This is a genomic window from Rhizobium sp. S163, assembly GCF_030380805.1.
GTDB lineage: Bacteria > Pseudomonadota > Alphaproteobacteria > Rhizobiales > Rhizobiaceae > Rhizobium.
This window is the reverse complement of record NZ_JAUDSA010000038.1, coordinates 257,307-275,971: the sequence shown is the minus strand read 5'-3', so window position 1 is coordinate 275,971 and position 18,665 is coordinate 257,307. Positions and strand designations below refer to the sequence as shown.

General features: G+C 63.8%; 14 protein-coding genes. 11 read left to right on the top strand and 3 right to left on the bottom strand.

The features are described 5' to 3' along the window. Positions 1-29: 29 nt before the first annotated feature. From QTL96_RS30290 to QTL96_RS30265, 6 genes are all read left to right on the top strand, one after another. Positions 30-281: an acyl carrier protein gene (locus QTL96_RS30290; RefSeq protein WP_289730333.1), complete on the top strand. Its 252-nt coding sequence runs from the start codon at positions 30-32 to the stop codon at positions 279-281. Beyond that, positions 281-1,462, top strand: coding sequence for an acyl-CoA dehydrogenase family protein (locus QTL96_RS30285; RefSeq protein ID WP_289730332.1), 1,182 nt, complete (start codon positions 281-283; stop codon positions 1,460-1,462). Before QTL96_RS30290 ends, QTL96_RS30285 begins: the two co-directional genes overlap by 1 nt. Before the next feature lie 5 nt (positions 1,463-1,467). Further along, positions 1,468-2,376 (top strand): amino acid--[acyl-carrier-protein] ligase, encoded by a 909-nt coding sequence (locus QTL96_RS30280; protein ID WP_289730331.1) that lies wholly within the window; start codon positions 1,468-1,470, stop codon positions 2,374-2,376. Continuing rightward, positions 2,367-3,347 carry a DUF1839 family protein gene (locus QTL96_RS30275; RefSeq protein WP_289730452.1) on the top strand — a complete coding sequence of 327 codons (981 nt, stop codon included), beginning with the start codon at positions 2,367-2,369 and terminating at the stop codon, positions 3,345-3,347. Before QTL96_RS30280 ends, QTL96_RS30275 begins: the two co-directional genes overlap by 10 nt. 16 nt (positions 3,348-3,363) lie before the next feature. Continuing rightward, positions 3,364-5,838, top strand: a complete 2,475-nt coding sequence (locus QTL96_RS30270) for a glycoside hydrolase family 2 protein (RefSeq protein WP_289730330.1) — start codon at positions 3,364-3,366, stop codon at positions 5,836-5,838. Positions 5,839-5,928: 90 nt separating this feature from the next. Next, complete coding sequence (locus QTL96_RS30265) at positions 5,929-9,240, top strand: alpha/beta fold hydrolase (RefSeq protein WP_289730329.1); 3,312 nt, start codon at positions 5,929-5,931, stop codon at positions 9,238-9,240. A gap of 222 nt (positions 9,241-9,462) precedes the next feature. On the opposite strand, the gene QTL96_RS30260 is transcribed toward QTL96_RS30265, so the two are convergent. The 3 genes from QTL96_RS30260 to QTL96_RS30250 all read right to left on the bottom strand — a co-directional run bounded on the left by QTL96_RS30260 (position 9,463) and on the right by QTL96_RS30250 (position 11,968). Beyond that, a complete protein-coding gene (locus QTL96_RS30260) occupies positions 9,463-10,629 on the bottom strand; it encodes a glycosyltransferase family 4 protein (RefSeq protein ID WP_289730328.1) in 1,167 nt (388 codons plus the stop codon). A 139-nt stretch (positions 10,630-10,768) separates the two neighbouring features. Further along, positions 10,769-11,005, bottom strand: a complete 237-nt coding sequence (locus QTL96_RS30255; protein ID WP_112425684.1) for an Lrp/AsnC ligand binding domain-containing protein — start codon at positions 11,003-11,005, stop codon at positions 10,769-10,771. 72 nt (positions 11,006-11,077) lie between these two features. Beyond that, positions 11,078-11,968: a LysR family transcriptional regulator gene (locus tag QTL96_RS30250; protein ID WP_018901883.1), complete on the bottom strand. Its 891-nt coding sequence runs from the start codon at positions 11,966-11,968 to the stop codon at positions 11,078-11,080. Positions 11,969-12,080: 112 nt separating this feature from the next. On the opposite strand from QTL96_RS30250, the gene QTL96_RS30245 reads away from it, so the two are divergent. From QTL96_RS30245 to QTL96_RS30225, 5 genes are all read left to right on the top strand, one after another. Continuing rightward, entirely contained in the window at positions 12,081-13,490 is a 1,410-nt protein-coding gene (locus QTL96_RS30245; protein WP_289730327.1) for a VOC family protein, read from the top strand. Between the two features lie 24 nt (positions 13,491-13,514). After that, a complete protein-coding gene (locus QTL96_RS30240) occupies positions 13,515-14,798 on the top strand; it encodes an FAD-binding oxidoreductase (RefSeq protein WP_289730326.1) in 1,284 nt (427 codons plus the stop codon). 25 nt (positions 14,799-14,823) lie between these two features. Beyond that, the gene (locus tag QTL96_RS30235) at positions 14,824-16,362 is read left to right on the top strand and encodes an aldehyde dehydrogenase family protein (RefSeq protein ID WP_289730325.1); all 1,539 of its coding nucleotides are present in this window, start codon (positions 14,824-14,826) and stop codon (positions 16,360-16,362) included. A gap of 80 nt (positions 16,363-16,442) precedes the next feature. Then, the gene (locus tag QTL96_RS30230) at positions 16,443-17,432 is read left to right on the top strand and encodes an Ldh family oxidoreductase (protein ID WP_289730324.1); all 990 of its coding nucleotides are present in this window, start codon (positions 16,443-16,445) and stop codon (positions 17,430-17,432) included. A gap of 136 nt (positions 17,433-17,568) precedes the next feature. Further along, positions 17,569-18,600 carry an iron ABC transporter substrate-binding protein gene (locus QTL96_RS30225; protein ID WP_289730323.1) on the top strand — a complete coding sequence of 344 codons (1,032 nt, stop codon included), beginning with the start codon at positions 17,569-17,571 and terminating at the stop codon, positions 18,598-18,600. Positions 18,601-18,665: the final 65 nt, after the last annotated feature.

Sequence of the window (18,665 nt, the reverse complement as noted above, 5' to 3'; positions counted from 1 at the left end):
TCTGGTTATGACAGCTTGGAGATGTGAGGATGAATACGACGATCCGCGAACTGCTTGCGAAATTCGGCAAGCTGCCTGTGGCCATCGACACCGTGGCTGACGATGCCGATCTGTACGCGGAGGGGCTCACCTCCTTCGCATCGGTTCAGCTCATGCTCGGCATCGAGGACGCCTTCGATATCGAGTTTCCGGACAATCTCCTCAATCGCAAGTCCTTCGCCAGCATCTCGGCCATCGCCCGGACCGTTGATCTGATCAAGGATAGCCGGAAGGTCGCCTGATGAACTTCCCGGTCAAAATCACGGAAGACAGTTTTGCAGCAAGGGCTGCCCGCGTTGCCGCCATTGCGGCGAAATTCGCGGACGCCGTCGATTTTGAAGGCCGGTTTCCTCAGGAAGCCGTGGATGCGATGCAGGCGGAGCGCCTCCTCAGCATCCAGATTCCGCGCAGCCTCGGCGGCGAAAGCGCGACTACGACCGAGATCGCCGAGCTTTGCTCGATGCTTGGCCAGGCCTGCGCCGCCAGCGCCATGGTTTTCGCCATGCACCACATCAAGCTCTCAAGCCTCGTCGAGCATGGGGCGGAGAGCGCGTGGCACGCCGACTTCATGCGCCGCATCGCGGCCGAGCAGTTGCTGATCGGGTCGGCGACGACCGAAGGCGGCATCGGCGGCAATCTGCGCAACAGCATTTGCGCCATCCATGTCGAGGGCGGTGTTTGCCGTCTGGAAAAGGATGCGACCGTCATCTCCTACGGGGCGCATGCCGATGCAATCCTGATCACCTCGCGCGCTCATGCGGATGCCGCGCCTTCCGATCAGGTTCTGACGGCATTCTTGAAGGATCAGTACACGCTCGAAAAGACGCATGCCTGGAACACGCTCGGCATGCGCGGCACCTGCTCCGACGGCTTCCTGTTCAAGGGTGAAGCGCCGGCAAGCCAGATCCTGCCGAAGCCTTTCGCCGAGATTGCGGCGCAGTCGATGCTGGCCTCCTCGCACCTGCTCTGGAGCGGTGTGTGGTACGGCATCGCCATCGATGCATTCTCGCGTGCGCAGGCTTTCGTGCGCGCCGCCGCCCGCAAGTCGCCGGGTGCGCCGCCTCCGGGCGCGCTGCGTCTTGCCGAAGTGTCGAACCTGTTGCAGATGGTGAAGTCCAACGTCGTCGCCGGCCTCAAGGCCTACGAAGATGCCAAGGCCGATCCCGACAAGCTGTCGTCCATGGCGTTTGCCGTGGCGATGAACAACGTCAAGATCGCATCGTCGGAAACGATCCTCGAGATCGTCAACCACGCCATGCTGATCTGCGGCATCATGGGCTACAAGAACGGTACGCCTTTCAGCCTCGGACGGCATCTGCGCGACGCGCATTCCGCTCAATTGATGATTTCCAACGACCGCATCCTTGGCAACACGTCGAGCATGCTCCTTGTCCACAAGCAGGACACTAGCCTACTGGGGTGAACGACATGGATATGCAGACCTCGTTTCTGGACCGGCTCTTTGAATCCGGCCTTCTGATCGATATGGGCGTCGATGGCCTCTATGGCCGCAGCGGCCAGTTCGAGGACGTGATCGCCGCCTTCGAGCGCCTGATCGACCGCTTCGGCGGCGAGGACGGCGCGGAAGCCATGCGCTTTCCGCCGGGCATGAACCGCGAGATCTTCGAAAAGAGCGGTTACATGAAGAGCTTCCCGCAGCTGGCCGGCACGGTGCACAGCTTCTGCGGCAACGAGCTCGACCACATGAACCTGTTGCAGTGCATGGAAGTGGGCGACGACTGGACCAAGGGCCAGGAAGCCACCGAAATCGTGCTGACGCCGGCCGCCTGCTATCCGCTCTACCCGACGGTCGCCCGCCGAGGCAACCTGCCGAAGGACGGCGCGCTGTTCGACCTGCAGTCCTATTGCTTCCGTCATGAGCCGTCGCGCGATCCGGCCCGCCAGCAGCTGTTCCGTATGCGCGAATATGTCTGCATGGGCACCGAGCTGCACGTTACCGATTTCCGCCAGAAGTGGATGGATCGCGGCCTTGAGATGATGAAGCTCGTCGGTCTCGACGTCACCATCGATGTCGCCAACGATCCGTTCTTCGGCCGCGCCGGCAAGATGATGGTCAACAACCAGCGTGACCAGAACCTGAAGTTCGAGCTTCTGATCCCGATCACCTCGACCGCCAATCCGACGGCCTGCATGAGCTTCAACTTCCATCAGGATTCCTTCGGCCAGAAGTGGGGCCTGAACCTCGAGGACAGCAGCGTCGCGTTTACGGCCTGCGTCGGCTTCGGTCTGGAACGCATCGCGCTGGCGCTGTTCCATCACCATGGCCTCGACGTCAAGCTGTGGCCTGCCTCCGTGCGTCAGGCGCTCTGGGGCTAAGGGGAACGATGGCATCCGTCTTCCCGGGGATCAGCCCGGACAGCTACTCCCCATATGCGCTGCATTCCATGGAGCGCATGTGGCCGGAGACCAATTGCTATATCGACCTCTGGATCGAGGTGCTGAGCACGCTCGGGCTCGCGCCTGAGGCAATGCTGGGCTTCACGCTCGGACAGGATTTCGAGGGCGACCAGTTCACCTTCTTCAAGGTGCCGCTCGAGGATCTGGAAGCGCTCTACGGTATTAGGGTCACCGAGCTTGCGATCTTCGACAAGGTGGAGCGGCATGTCGCCACGCAAATTGCGCGCGGGCGTCTCTGCCTGATCGAGATGGACAGCTTCTACATGCCCGACACGCAGGGCACCGCCTACCGCCAGGAGCACGGCAAGACGACGGTTGCGATCAACCGGCTGGATGTCGCGAACAAGCGTGTCGACTATTTCCACAATGGCGGCTTCTTTTCGCTTGAGGGCGAGGATTTCGACGGGCTGTTCCAGCTTAATCTTCGCGACGAAGATCCGCAGTTCCTGCCCTATACCGAGTTCGCCAAGTTCCCTGACGTGCCTGTCGATCCGCAGGCGACGCGCGGCGTCTCGCGCGCCCTGCTCTCCTCGCATTTCGCCCGCCGCCCGCGTGAAAACCCGATCCGAGCTTTCGCTGGCGTGTTTCCAGAGCAGGTCGAGGCGGTGGCCGAGCGACCCTTCGGCTTCTTCCACAAATACGCCTTCAACACGCTGCGCCAGTTCGGCGCCAATTTCGAGCTCATGGCCGATCATCTGGTCTGGCATTCGGAGGCCGAATTCGGCGAGGCTGCCGAGCATGCGCGCAAGCTGTCGGAGGCCGCGAAATCCGTGCAGTTTCAGCTGGCGCGCGCCGTCACACGCAAGAAGTTCGAGCCGCTTGCGACCGCGCTTGATCCGGCGGCCGATGCGTGGGATTCGATGATGGCTTCGCTCACGAAACGTCTTTGAAGCCGGAGGCCTGATTATGCGGGGGAGACTGGCGAGCATCGCGGCGGAGGAGATCGCGCTTAGCGAGGGGTGGAACCTGGTTCTGACTGAACCCGGCGCCTGCGCCAATCCGCACGACTTGCCGCTTTCCGCTCAGTTCATCCCCGCCGAGGTGCCGGGCACTGTCGCTGCCGCGCTTGAGAGAGCGGGCTTGTTCGATCGCGAAAACCCCGTACCGCTCGACAGCAGGGACGCCTGGTATGTCTGCCGCCTGTTCGACGCAGCGCCCGGTGACGCCATCCTGCGCTTCGAGGGGCTGGCGACGCTTTGCCATGTATTCCTGAACGGCCAGGAAATCCTCTCGTCCGAAAGCATGTTCACCATGCACGAGGTGCCGGTGACGCTCTCAGGCGGCGACGAGCTGGCGCTTTGCTTCCGCGCGCTTGCGCCCCGCATCTCCGACAACGGCCCACGCGCCCGCTGGCGGCCGCAGATGATCACGCCGCAGGGCTTGAAGAACGTCCGCACCACGCTGCTTGGTCGCATGCCCGGCTGGTGCCCCGAGATCCACGCCGCCGGCCCGTGGCGCCCGGTTACGCTAGTGCGCCGCGATGTCGTTTCGCTGGATGATGTCAGCGTGCGGGCGGTGCTGGAGCCGGATGGTTCGGGCAAGCTCAGCGTGTCGCTACGCACCGATGCCGAGGCGCCCGAATTGTCGCTGCGCTGCGGCGGCATCGAACAGGCGTTCGAAAAGGTGGGCGAGCGGCATTACTCGGCCATTCTGAGGCTGAAGGATGTGGAGCCCTGGTGGCCGCATACGCACGGAACGCCGCGCCTCTACGATTACGCTGTCGTCATCGATGGTGTCGAACATCCGCTGGGCAAGACCGGCTTTCGGAGCGTCGTGGCCGATCGCGGACCTGATGGCAGCGACTTCGCGCTTCTCATCAATGGCGAGCGGGTGTTTTGCCGCGGTGCGGTCTGGACCACTGCCGATATTGTGAAGCTCCCGGGCGCGCGGGCGGAATACGAGCCGTTCCTGCGGCTGGCGGCCGAGGCCGGTATGAACATGATCCGCATCGGCGGCACCATGGCCTACGAGACGCCTGAATTCTTCCAGCTCTGCGACGAGCTTGGGCTGATGGTTTGGCAGGACTTGATGTTCGCCAACTTCGACTATCCGAAGAACGACAAGGCGTTTACCGCACATGTGCATGCGGAGGTCGAGGAGTTCCTGCACGGCGTGCAGGGTTCGCCGTCGCTTACGGTGCTCTGTGGCGGCAGCGAGATCTACCAGCAGGCGGCGATGCTTGGCCTGCCGTCGGAATTCTGGTCCGGCCCGATCATCGACGAGATCATTCCGGCGATCGCGGCGCGGCTCTGCCCCGAAATTCCCTATGTCGCCAATTCGCCCTCCGGCGGGGCCATGCCGTTTTCGCCGAATGCCGGCGTGACGCATTATTACGGCGTCGGCGCCTATATGCGGCCGCTTGACGATGCGCGCCGTGCGAACGTGCGCTTCGCGGCCGAGAGCCTCGCCTTCGCCAACGTGCCGCAGCAGAAGACGCTGCAACGGCATCTCGATGTACCGCCGGTACACAGCCCGCTATGGAAATCCCGCGTGCCAAGGGATCGCGGCGCCTCCTGGGATTTCGAGGATGTGCGCGATTTCTATCTCGGCCATCTCTACGACGTCGATCCGGCGCGCCTGCGCCGCGAAAACCGCGATCTCTATCTCGACCTGTCGCGCACTGTTACCGGCGAGGTGGCGGAGGAGACCTTCGCGGAATGGCGGCGCAAGGGGTCGAGCTGCAATGGCGCGCTGGTCTGGACGCTGCAGGACTTGTTGCCCGGCGCCGGCTGGGGTGTGATCGATTCAACCGGCGCACCGAAGCCGATCTGGTACGCGCTGCGCCGCGCCTTCCGGCCGGTGCAGGTCTTGATCACCGACGAGGGGACCAATGGCCTCGATGTGCATGTGATCAACGAGACCGAACACAGCCTGCAGCTCGATCTCGAGGTCATCTGCTTCAGAAACGGCCGGCAGAATGTGGCGAGCGGCGGACGCATTTTGACACTTGCGCCACGCAGCACGGAGACATTTGCGGCGACCGATCTGTTCGGCGCCTTCTTCGACACCACTTACGCGTTCCGCTTCGGGCCGCCGGCGCATGACGTCACGGTGGCGCGGCTGAGGCTCCCCGAGGGTGGCGCGGTGGTGGCCGATGCCTTCCATTTCCCGCGGGGGCGCTCGAAGGCCGTGCACGATGCCGAGATCCAGGTTTCGCTGGTCGAGGACGGCGGTGCGTGGTTTGCGGATCTCGCGACCGACAGGCTGGCCCAGTCGGTGCATTTCAGCGTCGACGGTTTCCGGCCCGATGACGATTGGTTTCATCTGGCGCCGGGGGCCGCCAAGCGCGTTCTCCTGCATCCGCTTTCCGGGCGAGGGGGCAATGATCGCCCGACCGGCGAGGTGCTGACACCGGGCGGCGCGCGCGCCTTTTCGTTCTAGAGGCGCTCGTCGCAAAAGATGAGGCGCAATCAATTTCGAAAGACTTTCTTACTAAAATAGGCCCTTCGAACGGCCTAAAGCGGATACGGTATGTCTAAGGGAATTATCGCGAATTCTGTGATGAACGGCGCGGCGGGAATGCTGCTTCTGGTAACGGGATTCCTGTCTTCCATCATCACCGCCCGGCTGCTCGGGCCGGAGGCGAACGGCATCGTCGCCTTTTCGCTTTGGCTCGTGGTGACAGGCGCGTCGATCGCCGAGCTCGGCTCCAGCATCACCATGTCGAAGACGCTGCCGCAGCTGCAGGCGGAAGGTTTTGACGCGCGGCGGCGGCTGGGCTTCGCCTCGCTGCTCGTCACCGTGATGCTGTGCTCGACGCTGTTTCTGCTCGGCCTCTACGCGGTCTTCTTCTTGACATCCGAGAAGATGCATTGGGCAAAGACCGCCCCCTCGGTCGCCTATGTGACAGGCGCGCTGTTCTTCGTGCAGGCCATCGGATCCTTCGTCAAATTCTACCTCATCGGTGAGCGGCGGCTGACCGATTTCTTCAAGCTCGCCATGGGTGTGTGCCTGCTGCAGCTGATCGGCGTCGGCGCCGGCGCCGTGCTCTATGGGGTCGAGGGTGTGCTGGTCGGCTACCTGCTGGGGCAGATGGTGTTCTTCATCGCCACCATTCCGATCCTGATGACGCCGCGCGACCGCTGCGGTGTGCCGCTCAAATATCTGGCGGCCTCGTCCATCGTGCTCTCGGCGCAGTTCCTGATCGATTCCATCTTTCTCAACAGGCTGGAGCTGCTATTCCTGCAGCAGTTCTGGTCAGTCGAGATGGTCGGTTTTTATGCCGTCGGCCTGTCGGTTGCCAATATCGCGCTGCAACTGCCGATCCAGATGACCGGCAGCCTGCTCCCCTATTATTCGGAGCGGCGCCACTCCAGCGACGACCGCACGCTGCCGGTCGAGGTGTTCGCGGCCGTTACCCGCAGCATGGCCTATATCATCCTGCCGATGAGCTTCGGGCTTGCCGCCATATCGAGCGAGTTGGTCCGCGCGGTGTTCGGCGAGGCATTCGCGCGCAGCGGAACCGTCGTGGCGCTGTTGGCGCTCGCCGCCCCGTCCTACACCTTCATGCAGACGCTCAGCCTCTACCTGCTCTCCATGGACCGCGCCCGCGACCGGCTGAAAGTCAGCCTCGTCGGCGCCGCTGTGATGACGCTCGGCTGCCTTGCGGTCGTTCCGTTCTTCGCCGCCGAGGGTGCCGCGATGGTGCGCATCGGCGTGTTCACGATTATGTGTATAATCATGGTGCGGCAGACCGGTTTCGGCTCTCAGCTCTCTGGTCTTTACGTAAATCTGCTCAAGACGCTTGCTGCGTCGGTTCTGTGCGCAATTATAGCCCTTGGAATTTTACACTATATCAATGGTTCTATTGGACTTCTTCTCGCAGTCGTTCTTGGGGGCGCCGGCTATATTGTTGCGCTCAAGCTTTTAAAGGCAATTCCGCGAGAGGATGCCGATGTTATGTTGTCGATCGTTGAAAAATTGCCCGGCTCGGTAGGAAAGTCCGCCCGCAAGGCCGTCGCCTTCATTGCGCCAGCGCGCGCCAAGGTGGCCGAAGCCGAAGAGGCGATCGAGATCACCGTCGAGACCGGTCTTGCCGAGGGCGCCGGCAACGAGGCCGCGCTGCCCTTTGCCTTCGATGGCACGATCGGCCTGTTCAAGCCGGAAGACGCTGGCGTTGCCAAGCGCTCCACGGCGGTGCTCTTCGTCAATCCCTGGGGGCTCGAGGAAATGTGCAGCCGGCGGTTCTTCCGCGTCACGGCGGAGCATTTCGCAAGCCTCGGCGTGTCCAGCCTGCGCTTCGACTATCCCGGCGCCGGTGATGCGCTCGATGTCGACGACACTGTCGGCCTCAAAGTCTGGGAAGATGCGATCCGCGACGCCGCCGAGCGGTTGAAGCAGCTGAGCGGCTGCAGCCGCATCATCATCGTCGCGCAGGGGCTCGGTGCGGCACTGGCGCAGAGAACCGCGCCGTCGATCGAAGGCGTCGATGCCATCGCGCTGCTCGGTCCCGTCGTCAACGGCCGCGCCTATCTGCGCGAGCTTCGCGCATGGGCGACGTTCATCAATCATCACCTGGGATTGGGCGAGGATGCCATTCCCGAGGGCAAGCACATGATCGCCGGGCTGCAGATGCCCGATGGGATCGCCGCGGAGCTCTCGAAGGTCCGCATCGCCGCGCCGGAAACGCTGGCAGCACAGCGCTACCTCATTCTGGAGCGCCCCGAGCGCGCCGACGATACGACGCTCGCCGACAATCTGACCGCGCTTGGCGCGACGGTCGAGCAGCAGACATTCAAGGGCTATGACAGGCTGATTTCCGACCCGGTCTTCTCGCGCACGCCGATGGAGGTCGTCGAGACGCTGACGCAATGGGTGGACGAGCATACGTCGGTCGATCCGGCCGCTGCACCTTCCGCCAATGCTGTTGATGCCCAGTCGCTCTCAGGCGATGGCTTCGAGGAAGTGCCGGTTCGTTTCGGCGCGTTCAATCATCTGGTCGGTGTCGTCACGCGTCCGGTCGGCCGGCCGCGCGGCAACAGCGTTGTGTTCCTGTCGACCGCATACGATCGCCAGTCCGGCTGGGGCCGGGCGATCACCGACATGGCCCGAGGGCTTGCCCGCGAGGGCGTCGCCTCGATCCGCTTCGATTCCGCCAATGTCGGCGACAGCCCGCCGCGTCCGGATGCACCGGATCAGATCCTCTATTCGGCCACCCAGAATGCCGATGCGCAGGCCGCACTCGATCTGCTCGAGGGCATGGTTCCCGGACCGCTGATGGTCGCCGGGCGCTGCAGCGGCGGCTATGTCGCCATCCGCTCGGCCGTGGACGATGTTCGAGTGAAGGCCGCTGTTTCGATCAATCCCTTCGTCTATTATTGGGATCCGAACCAGCCGGTCGAGCGCAAGCATGTCGTGTCGGTGCCGCGCAGTTTCGAGGATTATGGCCAGCGGCTCTCCAGCTTCGCCACGGTCAAGCGTCTCATGAAGGGCGATATCGACGTGCTGGCGGCGACGCGCAATGTCATCATCGCCTTCTCACGCCGCATGTCGGTGCGCATCGCGCCGCTGCTCGAATATCTGCCGAGCCGCAGGCATACGGCAAGCGAGGTGAAGAAATCCTTCGTCACCGTCGGCAAGCGCAAGGTGCCGCTGACGCTGATCTATAGCGAAGGCGATGTCGGGCTGGAGCACATGTATTTCCACTTCGGCCCCGGCGGCCGCAAGTTCGAGCGTCACCCGAACGTCCGGCTGGTGATGCTGCCGGATGCCGATCACAATCTGACACCACCGGAATCGCGCCGGACGGTGTTCGCCGAGATCGCGCGGCTCGCCAAGGCCTGAGCGGGCTGGCGCGGGCCGTGTCGCTTGGATAATTGCCGTCGTCGCAGTTCTACTTTTCCCTCATCCCGGCCTTGTGCCGGGATCCAGCGCGATCAAGTCCTTGATCGCAAGAGACTCCCTTCGCCGCGCAGACGCTGAATCCCTGTGACATCGCCCGGGCGAAGCCTGGGCACAGGGATGAGGTGAACTTTGAGCCGTCTTCACACGTAGACCTGTGATTAGCTAGTCGCCCAGCAACTCTTTGTAGACGCCGATGTAACGCTCCGCGACGACATCCCAGGAATAACCAGACGCATCGGAGAGAAGGGCGGCTCGCACCGCCGGGCCCTGCGCTTCCAGGCGCTCGAACGCCGTTTCCAGCGCGAGGGCTGCGGCCGCCTTATCGGCGAAGTCTGCGAGCAGTATGTCCTTGTGGCGCTCGCCGAGTGTTCTATAGGCCTCGTTGGTGTTGAGCACCGGCAGCAGGCCGGCGCTCATCGCTTCCAGCGCCACAAGGCCAAAACCTTCATAGGATGAGGCGGAGGCGAAGATCGAGGCGTCGGCGATGATCCGGCCGACGGCGTCGTTGTCGGCGCCGACATGAATGGTCACGGCGTCGTTGAGCTTCAGCCGGTCGATCTGGGCCATCAGGTCCTGTCGGGTCAGATCGGATTCGACGCCGGCGATATCGAGATGCCAATCCGGATTGAAGACCCTAAGCGCTGCCACCGCGTCGATCAGCCTGTCGAGACGCTTGTTGACCGAGAATCGGCCGATCGTGACGATCCGGCGCTTAGGCGCCCGCGATGCGCGGTCGGCGAATTTGCCGATGTCGGCGCCGTTCTCGATGACGATGCTGCGGCTCGGCGCTATCTTCGAAAATTGCGCGAGATCGGACATGCTGCAGCCGATGACCCGCTTGTAGGCCATGGCCGAGACGCGGGTGATGGTCTGGAACCAGACCTTCTTGATGGCCGCGAATTTCGTCGTGTGGAAGAAGCCGCCATGGGTGGTGACCACCATCGGCTTGCGATGCAGCAGCCGGCCCCAGGCAAGCGCGTCGAAGAAGAAGTCGATCGCATGCACATGGATCAGGTCTGCATCGCCGAGATGGCGGAAGACCTCAGGTGCGAGCGGATAGCGCGTGCTGCCCGACCAGGGGATGCGGACCACGTCGATGCCGTCGATGGTCTCGCGTGAAGGCAGTTTCTTGTCGCGGGCGGTAAACAGGCTGTCGAGCGTAACGACGCGGACGCGGTAGCCGCGCTTCAGCGTCTGGCGCGCGAGATTGGCGACCACGTCCTCCAGGCCGCCGCGATTGGGCAGGAATTGGCGGATGACGTGAACGACCAGCGGCGCGGTGGCGGCGACCGGTTCGACGTCATGGGAATAGAGTTCGGCGGCGGACATGTGTCATTCCTTCGGCCGCGATGAACAGGTCACGGCTTTCATCGATGCCACATGGCAACGGGCTGCGTTAAGGCTGCGTTAAATGTCCGCACCTTCGGGGATTTGCTTTTGGGAAGAGTTAACCGACCGTGACCCGGTCTCAGAATGCGCGGAAGGTCAGCGTCGTCAGCGAGCGGACGATGCCGGGAATGCTGGCGATCTGATCGTTAACGAATTTCCCGATGTCCTCGCCTTCCTGGATATAGACCTTGAGCAACAGGTCGTAATCGCCGCTGGTCGAATAAAGCTCCGAGACGCGTTCGGTCTTGTAGATGGCGTCGGCGACCTCATAGGTCTTGCCGGGGGCGCATTGGAGCTGGACGAAGATCGGCTTCATGGGAATTTCCTGCATCGAATTCTGTTGCGGCGCATAATGCGCGAAACGACGGGTGTGGCGCAAGCAGTTCCGTCAACCGGCGGCTTCGCGGACGATCCAGTCGCGGAAGGCTGAAAGCGGGGCGTAGTCGGCGCGTTCGGCGGGGAAGGCCAGATAATAGCGTTCCTTGCTCTCCATCTCGCGATTGACTGATGCCACGAGATCGCCGCGCTTCAGCTCGTCCTGGATGAGGAAGGTCGGCAACAATGCCACGCCGAGGCCGGCGATCGCTGCCTGGGCCGCCGTGGCGAACTGGTCGAAGAGCATGCCGTGGACAGTCTGCGGCGGCACTTCGTTGTCGGCGAACCATTGTTCCCAGGCATCCGGGCGGGTGGTGAGATGCAGCAGCGGCACGTCGACGAGATCGGATGGCTGGCTGATGCCGTACCGGTCGCGGAAATCGGGGCTGCAGGCGGGCACGGTCTTTTCCGACATCAGGAAGGTGAGCTCGGCGCCCGGCCAGAGCGGATGGCCGAAGTGGATCGCGGCGTCGATCGAATCGAGCCGGAAATCGAAGGAGGAAAGACGGGTGACGAGGTTGATGGTGACGCCGGGATTGGCGGCGAGGAAGCGGCCGAGGCGCGGCGCCAGCCAGCGGGTGCCGAAGGTCGGCAAGATCGCGAGGTTGAGCGTGCCACCATGCGGATTGGCGCGCAGGTTGAGAGACGCGCTGGAGATGCGCCGCAGCGCCTCGCGAATCTCGCGGGCATAGCCGTCGCCGGCAAGCGTCAGACGCACCGTCTGCCTTTCGCGGATGAAGAGTTCGACGCCGAGCTGCTCCTCCAGCGTCTTGATCTGGCGGCTGACGGCGCTTTGCGTCAGGTCGAGTTCCTTGGCGGCGGCCGTGACGCTGCCGGTGCGCGATACCGCCTCGAAGGCGGAAAGCAACGCGGTGGAGGGTAGAAAACGCCTTGACGTCAGCATGGGTCATTCCATTTCAGAATGAGCTATTTCCGAAATGTCGATATTTATGGCTTTCGGGCGCTTGTAAATAGCTGCACTAATCATAATCGGAATGAACGTGGGGATCTCTTTCATGGCAGGCTTCGTTTCCACAGACCGTATCCGCTCGCTGTTTACCGAAGCGATGTCGCAGATGTATCGCGCCGAGGTGCCGCAATACGGAACGCTGCTGGAACTGGTTTCCGACGTCAATGCCGAGGTGCTAGCCAAGGACAATGCGCTGCGCGAGCGCCTGACGCGGGCCGGCGAGCTGGAGCGCATCGATGTCGAGCGCCATGGCGCCATCCGTCTCGGCACGCCCGAAGAGCTTTTCACCATCCGCCGCCTCTTCGCCGTCATGGGCATGCAGTCGGTCGGCTATTACGACCTCTCGGTGGCCGGCGTGCCCGTGCATTCCACCTGCTTCCGCCCGGTCGACCAGGCGGCGCTCAGCGTCAATCCGTTCCGCGTCTTCACCTCGCTGCTCAGGCTCGAGCTGATCGAGGACGAAGCCTTGCGCGCCGAGGCCGCCGATATCCTGTCGAAGCGCCGCATCTATACCGAGCGCGCGATCCAGCTGATCGCGCGTCATGAGGAAGCCGGCGGGTTGACCGAGGCTGAAGCGCAGGAGTTCGTCGCCGAGGCGCTGGAAACCTTCCGCTGGCACGGCGAGGCGACGGTCACCGCCGAGACCTACAAGCGCCTGCACGACGCGCACCGGCTGATTGCCGACGTCGTCTCCTTCAAGGGGCCGCATATCAACCACCTGACCCCGCGCACGCTCGATATCGACGCCGTGCAGGCCCGCATGCCGGAGCGCGGCATCACGCCGAAGGCGGTCATCGAAGGGCCGCCGCGCCGCGATTGCGACATCCTGCTGCGCCAGACCAGCTTCAAGGCGCTGGAAGAGGCGATCGCCTTTGCCGGCGAGACGGGCGCTGCCAAGGGCACGCATACGGCCCGCTTCGGCGAGATCGAGCAGCGCGGCGTGGCGCTGACGGCCAAGGGCCGGGCGCTCTACGACCGGCTGCTGGCCTCGGTTCGCGGCGAGGTGCAGGTCGGTGCCGCCGGCGCCAAGGCCGGCGATTACGACAGCGAGCTTGCCGAGCGGTTCCGCGAACTGCCGGACAGCTGGGCGGCGCTTCGGGCCGAGCAACTGGCCTTCTTCCACTATTCCGCGACGCCCAAGGGCGTTGCCGCGGCCCACGACGGCGCGCTTCCCGATGATGCGGAAGCGCTGATCGAGATGGGTTATCTGACCTTCGATCCCATCGTCTACGAGGACTTCCTGCCCGTCAGCGCGGCCGGGATCTTCCAGTCGAACCTCGGTACGGACCAGCAGCAGAACTACGCCACCCGCTCCAACCGCTCGGCCTTCGAAGAGGCGCTTGGCGCCACCGTCACGGATGAGCTTGACCTTTACGCGGAACGTCAGGCACGCTCGCTGGAGGCGGCAATCGATCTGCTCGGGCTTTCCGGCCTGCGCCTGAGCGACGTTGCCTGATAGACCTCGGAACGGAGCTCTCCGATGCTGAATGATCCGCGCTCCCACGGCCTCTGGGAAAAGACCGCGCCACAGCCGCCGGCAACGGTGCCGCTTGCGGGCTCGGTGACCGCCGATATCGTCGTGGTCGGCGGCGGCTATACCGGGCTGTCGTCCAGCCTGCATCTGGCGGAGGCCGGCAAGTCGGTGGTGCTGCTTGAGGCCAACGAAGTCGGCTTCGGTGGCGCGGGGCGCAATGTCGGGCTGATCAATGCCGGCATGTGGGTGATGCCCGACGATCTTCCCGGTGTGCTCGGCCCCGTCTATGGCGAGCGCCTGCTCGACCTGCTCGGCAATGCGCCGAAGCTGGTGATGGAGCTGATCGACAAGCACAAGATTGCCTGCGAGCTCGAGCGCAACGGCACGCTGCATGTGGCCGTTGGCGCCGATGGCCTCAAGGAAATCACCGATCGCGCCAGCCAGTGGGCGGCGCGCGGTGCCGATGTCAAATTGCTCGACGCCGCCGAGACGGCGCGCCGGGTGGGCAGCAACGCCTATACCGGATCGCTGCTCGACATGCGCGCCGGCACGCTGCAGCCGCTCGCCTATGCGCGCGGCCTAGCGCACGCAGCCGTCAAGGCCGGCGTTGCGCTGCATACGTCGAGCCCCGTCATCGCCACCGAGAAAAACGGCAAGCGCTGGACGGTAAAGACCGCGAAGGGCTCCGTCACCGCCGACTGGATCATCGTCGCGACGGATGCCTACAGCACCGGCCCCTGGGAGCAGGTGCGCAACGAGCAGGTGCATCTGCCCTACTTCAACCTCGCGACCCGGCCGCTCGGCGACAATCTGCGCAAATCGATCCTGGCTGGCCGCGAGGGCGTGTGGGACACCAAGGAAATCCTGTCCTCCTACCGCATGGATCAGGCCGGCCGGCTGGTGTTCGGCAGTGTGGGGGCGCTGCGCAATACCGGGCTGTCCGTCCACAAGGGCTGGGCGCGGCGCGCGCTGAAGAGGCTCTTCCCGCAGCTTGGCGATGTCGAGTTTGAATGCGAGTGGTACGGCAAGATCGGCATGACCGACAATGCGCTGCCGCGCTTTCACAAGTTCGCCGACAATGTCGTCGGCTTTTCCGGCTATAATGGTCGGGGGATCGCGCCGGGAACGGTGTTCGGCCGCACGCTTGCCCGCCATATCCTGGGCGAGATGAGCGAGGCCGAGCTGCCGCTGCCGCTGACTGATCCCGCCGAGCTGCGCTTCCGCGCCGCCAAGGAACTATGGTACGAAGCCGGCGCCCAGGTCGCCCACTTCGCCGATGCCCGCTTCTAAGAACAATAAGGTTGGAACCACGACAATGACCATCGAAACGCTCGATCTCGCCACCGAAACCAAGACCCTGCTTGCCAAGCTCGGCGTCAGCGCCGACCGCTTCACTGGCGGCACGCTGCGGGTGACGTCGCCCGTGACAGGCAGGGAAATCGGCGCGCTGAAGGAAGTGTCCGTCGCCGACGCCAAGACCGCGATCGATAACGCCCACAAGGCGTTTCTCGAATGGCGCGCCGTTCCGGCCCCGAAGCGCGGCGAGCTCGTGCGCCTGCTTGGCGAGGAGCTGCGCGCGGCCAAGGCCGAGCTCGGCCGGCTGGTGTCGATCGAGGTCGGCAAGATCACGTCCGAAGGCCTCGGCGAAGTGCAGGAAATGATCGACATCTGCGATTTCGCCGTCGGCCTGTCGCGTCAGCTCTACGGCCTGACGATCGCCACCGAGCGTTCCGAGCACCGGATGATGGAAAGCTGGCATCCGCTCGGCGTCGTCGGCATCATCTCGGCCTTCAATTTCCCAGTCGCCGTCTGGTCGTGGAATGCGGCGCTGGCGCTGGTCTGCGGCAATTCCACCGTCTGGAAGCCGTCCGAAAAGACACCGCTGACCGCGCTTGCCACGCAGGCGCTGTTCGAAAAGGCGCTGAAGCGCTTCGTCGCCGAAGGCGGCACGGCGCCGGCCAATCTCTCGACGCTGCTGATCGGCGGCCGCGATGTCGGCGAGGCGCTGGTCGATCATCCGAAGGTGCCGCTGGTTTCGGCCACCGGCTCGACTGCCATGGGTCGCGCCGTCGGTCCGCGCCTGTCGCAGCGCTTTGCCCGCGCCATCCTCGAACTCGGCGGCAACAACGCCGCGATCATCTGCCCGACGGCCGATCTTGACCTGACGCTGCGCGGCGTCGCCTTCTCGGCCATGGGCACTGCCGGCCAGCGCTGCACCACGCTGCGCCGCCTGTTCGTGCATGAGAGCGTCTACGACGCATTGGTTCCGCGCCTGCAGAAGGCCTACGGCTCCGTCAGTATCGGCAATCCGCTGGAGACGGGCACGCTGGTCGGACCGCTGATCGACAGCCAGGCTTACAAAAACATGCAGTCGGCGCTGGAGCAGGCAAAGGCCGCGGGCGGCAAGGTCACCGGCGGCGAGCGTGTCGAGAATGGTGCCGCCGACGCCTTCTACGTGCGCCCGGCGCTGGTCGAGATGCCCGCACAGACGGGTCCGGTCGAGAACGAGACCTTCGCGCCGATCCTCTATGTCATGAAGTACAGCGATTTCGACGCAGTTCTGGAAGACCACAACGCCGTGCCGCAGGGCCTTTCGTCGTCGATCTTCACCAATGACATGCGCGAAGCCGAAACCTTCGTCTCGGCGCGCGGGTCGGATTGCGGCATCGCCAACGTCAACCTCGGCCCCTCGGGTGCCGAGATCGGCGGCGCGTTCGGCGGCGAAAAGGAAACCGGCGGCGGCCGCGAGTCCGGCTCCGACGCATGGCGCGCCTACATGCGCCGCACCACCAACACGATCAACTACGGCAAGACGCTGCCTCTGGCGCAGGGCGTCAAGTTCGACGTCGAATAAGCGTCGCGGTCAATTGCTGCATTGCAGGAAGGGCGATAACGTGACCGCGTTATCGCCTTTTTTTATTTCGCAGGTCTTTCATGCATCTGACACTCGCCGCCGCTGAAACCCTTGTTTTCGATGGGTTGACCAGAAACCGGGTGAGCGAGGCGAATGCCCGTTCGGTCGCCCGCGCGCTCGTGGCGGCGGAGGCGGCCGGGCAGGGCGGCCATGGGCTTCGGCGCGTCGAGGCCTATTCGAAGCAGGCGCGGGCCGGCAAGGTCGATGGCTTCGCGACGCCATCCCTCTCACGCCCGCTTCCCGCCGTCGTGCAGATCGACGCCAATCACGGATACGCTTACCCGGCTATCGATCTCGCGCTGTCCGTCGTTCCGGATATCGCGCGCGAGCTGGGCATCGTTGCCGTCGCCTTCCGCCGCTCGCATCATGCCGGCGTGCTGGCGCTGACGGTCGAGCGCTTCGCCGAGATGGGGCTGGTGGCGCTGATGGTCGCCAATGCGCCGGCCTCGATGGCAGCCTGGGGTGGCCGCAAGCCTGTCTTTGGGACCAATCCGATCGCCTTTGCCGCACCGGTGCCGGATGCCGATCCCGTTGTCATCGACATGGCGCTGTCGCGGGTTGCGCGTGGGAAGGTGATGGCGGCCAAGCAGAAGGGCGTGCCGATCCCCGACAACTGGGCCTTCGACCGCAACGGCCAGCCGACCACCGACGCCGTCGAGGCCTTGGCCGGCACCATGATCCCATCGGGCGAAGCCAAGGGGGCGGCGCTGGCGATGATGGTCGAGATCATGGCCGGCGCGCTCACCGGCGCCAACTTCTCCTTCGAGGCGTCGTCGCTGTTTGACGATCAGGGAGATGCTCCGGCGCTCGGCCACATGCTCATCGTCATCAATCCCGATGCCACCGGCGGCGCGGTTGCCGCCGCGCGCATGGGCCGGCTCGCCGAGGAGATCACATCCGATCCAGATGTCCGGCTACCCGGCCGTCGCGGCCAGAACGTCCGGCGCGCGGCGATCGAAAACGGTATCGAGGTCGAGGACGATTTGATCGCCCTTATCCGATCGCTCTAGAACGGTTCTAAAATATACCAATTATTTCAAGCCTTTGTGATGGCCTTCAGATCGCCTAAACTTGAAATCGAGTGCCAAGGAAAATATACCGCTGCAATATCATGGATATCGCAGATGAAATGCCATGGAGGGCATCATGACCGTCTCCCTTAATCGCCTCTCGCAGGCCGCCGCGTTCGGCGCCATGCTTCTTGCCGCGACATCGCTCGCTTCGGGCGCCAAGGCGCAGGAGGAGGAGTCCGAAGGGATCGTCGTCTACAACGCCCAGCACCAGAGCCTCGGCCAGGAATGGTTGGACGCCTTCACCAAGGAAACCGGCATCAAGGTGACGATGCGCCAGGGAAGCGATATGCAGTTCGCCAACCAGATCATCCAGGAAGACGAGGCGTCGCCCGCCGACGTGTTCCTCACCGAGAATTCGCCGGCGATGACTTTGGTCGATGCCGCCGGCCTGTTCGCACCGATCGACAAGGCAACGCTCGACCAGCTGCCGGAAGAGTTTCGCCCGAAGGACGGCATGTGGGCAGGTATCGCGGCGCGTTCCACGGTGTTTGCCTATGACAAGACCAAGCTCACCGAGGACAAGCTGCCGAAGTCGATGATGGATCTCGCCGATCCGGCCTGGAAAGGCCGCTGGGGTGCGGCCCCTGTCGGCGCCGATTTCCAGGCGATCGTCAGCGCGCTCTTGCAGCTGAAGGGCGAGGAGGCGACCGCCGCATGGCTGAAGGCGCTGAAGGAAAACGCGACCTCCTACAAGAGCAACACTGTTGCCATGAAGGCGGTCAATGCGGGCGAGGTCGAAGGCGCGATCATCTATCATTACTACTGGTTCGGCGATCAGGCGGCGACGGCTGAAAACAGCAAGAACGTCGCGTTGCACTACTTCAAGAACCAGGATCCGGGCGCCTTCGTCAGCCTCTCGGGCGGCGGTATCCTGAAGTCGAGCCAGCACCAGAAAGAGGCGCAGGCCTTCCTGAAGTTCATCACCGGCAAGGCGGGGCAGGCGATCCTGAAGAACGGCACCTCTTATGAGTACGCCGTCGGCAAGGGTGCGGCCTCCAACGAGAAGCTGGTGCCGATGGCCGACCTGCAGGCGCCCGTTGTCGATGCCTCGCAGCTCAACAGCAAGAAGGTGGTCGAGATGATCACCGCCGCCGGCCTGATCTAGGACACTGTCACCAGTGCTCCGGGCAAAACTGTTGCTTTTGCCTCAAGAAAACTTTAGGCCATGAC

Excerpts from the sequence above, each read along its gene's own strand:
- QTL96_RS30290 (WP_289730333.1), top strand. The coding sequence starts at position 30 with ATGAATACGACGATCCGCGAACTGCTTGCGAAATTCGGCAAGCTGCCT.
- QTL96_RS30285 (WP_289730332.1), top strand. The coding sequence starts at position 281 with ATGAACTTCCCGGTCAAAATCACGGAAGACAGTTTTGCAGCAAGGGCT.
- QTL96_RS30280 (WP_289730331.1), top strand. The coding sequence starts at position 1,468 with ATGGATATGCAGACCTCGTTTCTGGACCGGCTCTTTGAATCCGGCCTT.
- QTL96_RS30270 (WP_289730330.1), top strand. The coding sequence starts at position 3,364 with ATGCGGGGGAGACTGGCGAGCATCGCGGCGGAGGAGATCGCGCTTAGC.
- QTL96_RS30265 (WP_289730329.1), top strand. The coding sequence starts at position 5,929 with ATGTCTAAGGGAATTATCGCGAATTCTGTGATGAACGGCGCGGCGGGA.
- QTL96_RS30260 (WP_289730328.1), bottom strand. The coding sequence starts at position 10,629 with ATGTCCGCCGCCGAACTCTATTCCCATGACGTCGAACCGGTCGCCGCC.
- QTL96_RS30255 (WP_112425684.1), bottom strand. The coding sequence starts at position 11,005 with ATGAAGCCGATCTTCGTCCAGCTCCAATGCGCCCCCGGCAAGACCTAT.
- QTL96_RS30250 (WP_018901883.1), bottom strand. The coding sequence starts at position 11,968 with ATGCTGACGTCAAGGCGTTTTCTACCCTCCACCGCGTTGCTTTCCGCC.
- QTL96_RS30245 (WP_289730327.1), top strand. The coding sequence starts at position 12,081 with ATGGCAGGCTTCGTTTCCACAGACCGTATCCGCTCGCTGTTTACCGAA.
- QTL96_RS30240 (WP_289730326.1), top strand. The coding sequence starts at position 13,515 with ATGCTGAATGATCCGCGCTCCCACGGCCTCTGGGAAAAGACCGCGCCA.
- QTL96_RS30235 (WP_289730325.1), top strand. The coding sequence starts at position 14,824 with ATGACCATCGAAACGCTCGATCTCGCCACCGAAACCAAGACCCTGCTT.
- QTL96_RS30230 (WP_289730324.1), top strand. The coding sequence starts at position 16,443 with ATGCATCTGACACTCGCCGCCGCTGAAACCCTTGTTTTCGATGGGTTG.
- QTL96_RS30225 (WP_289730323.1), top strand. The coding sequence starts at position 17,569 with ATGACCGTCTCCCTTAATCGCCTCTCGCAGGCCGCCGCGTTCGGCGCC.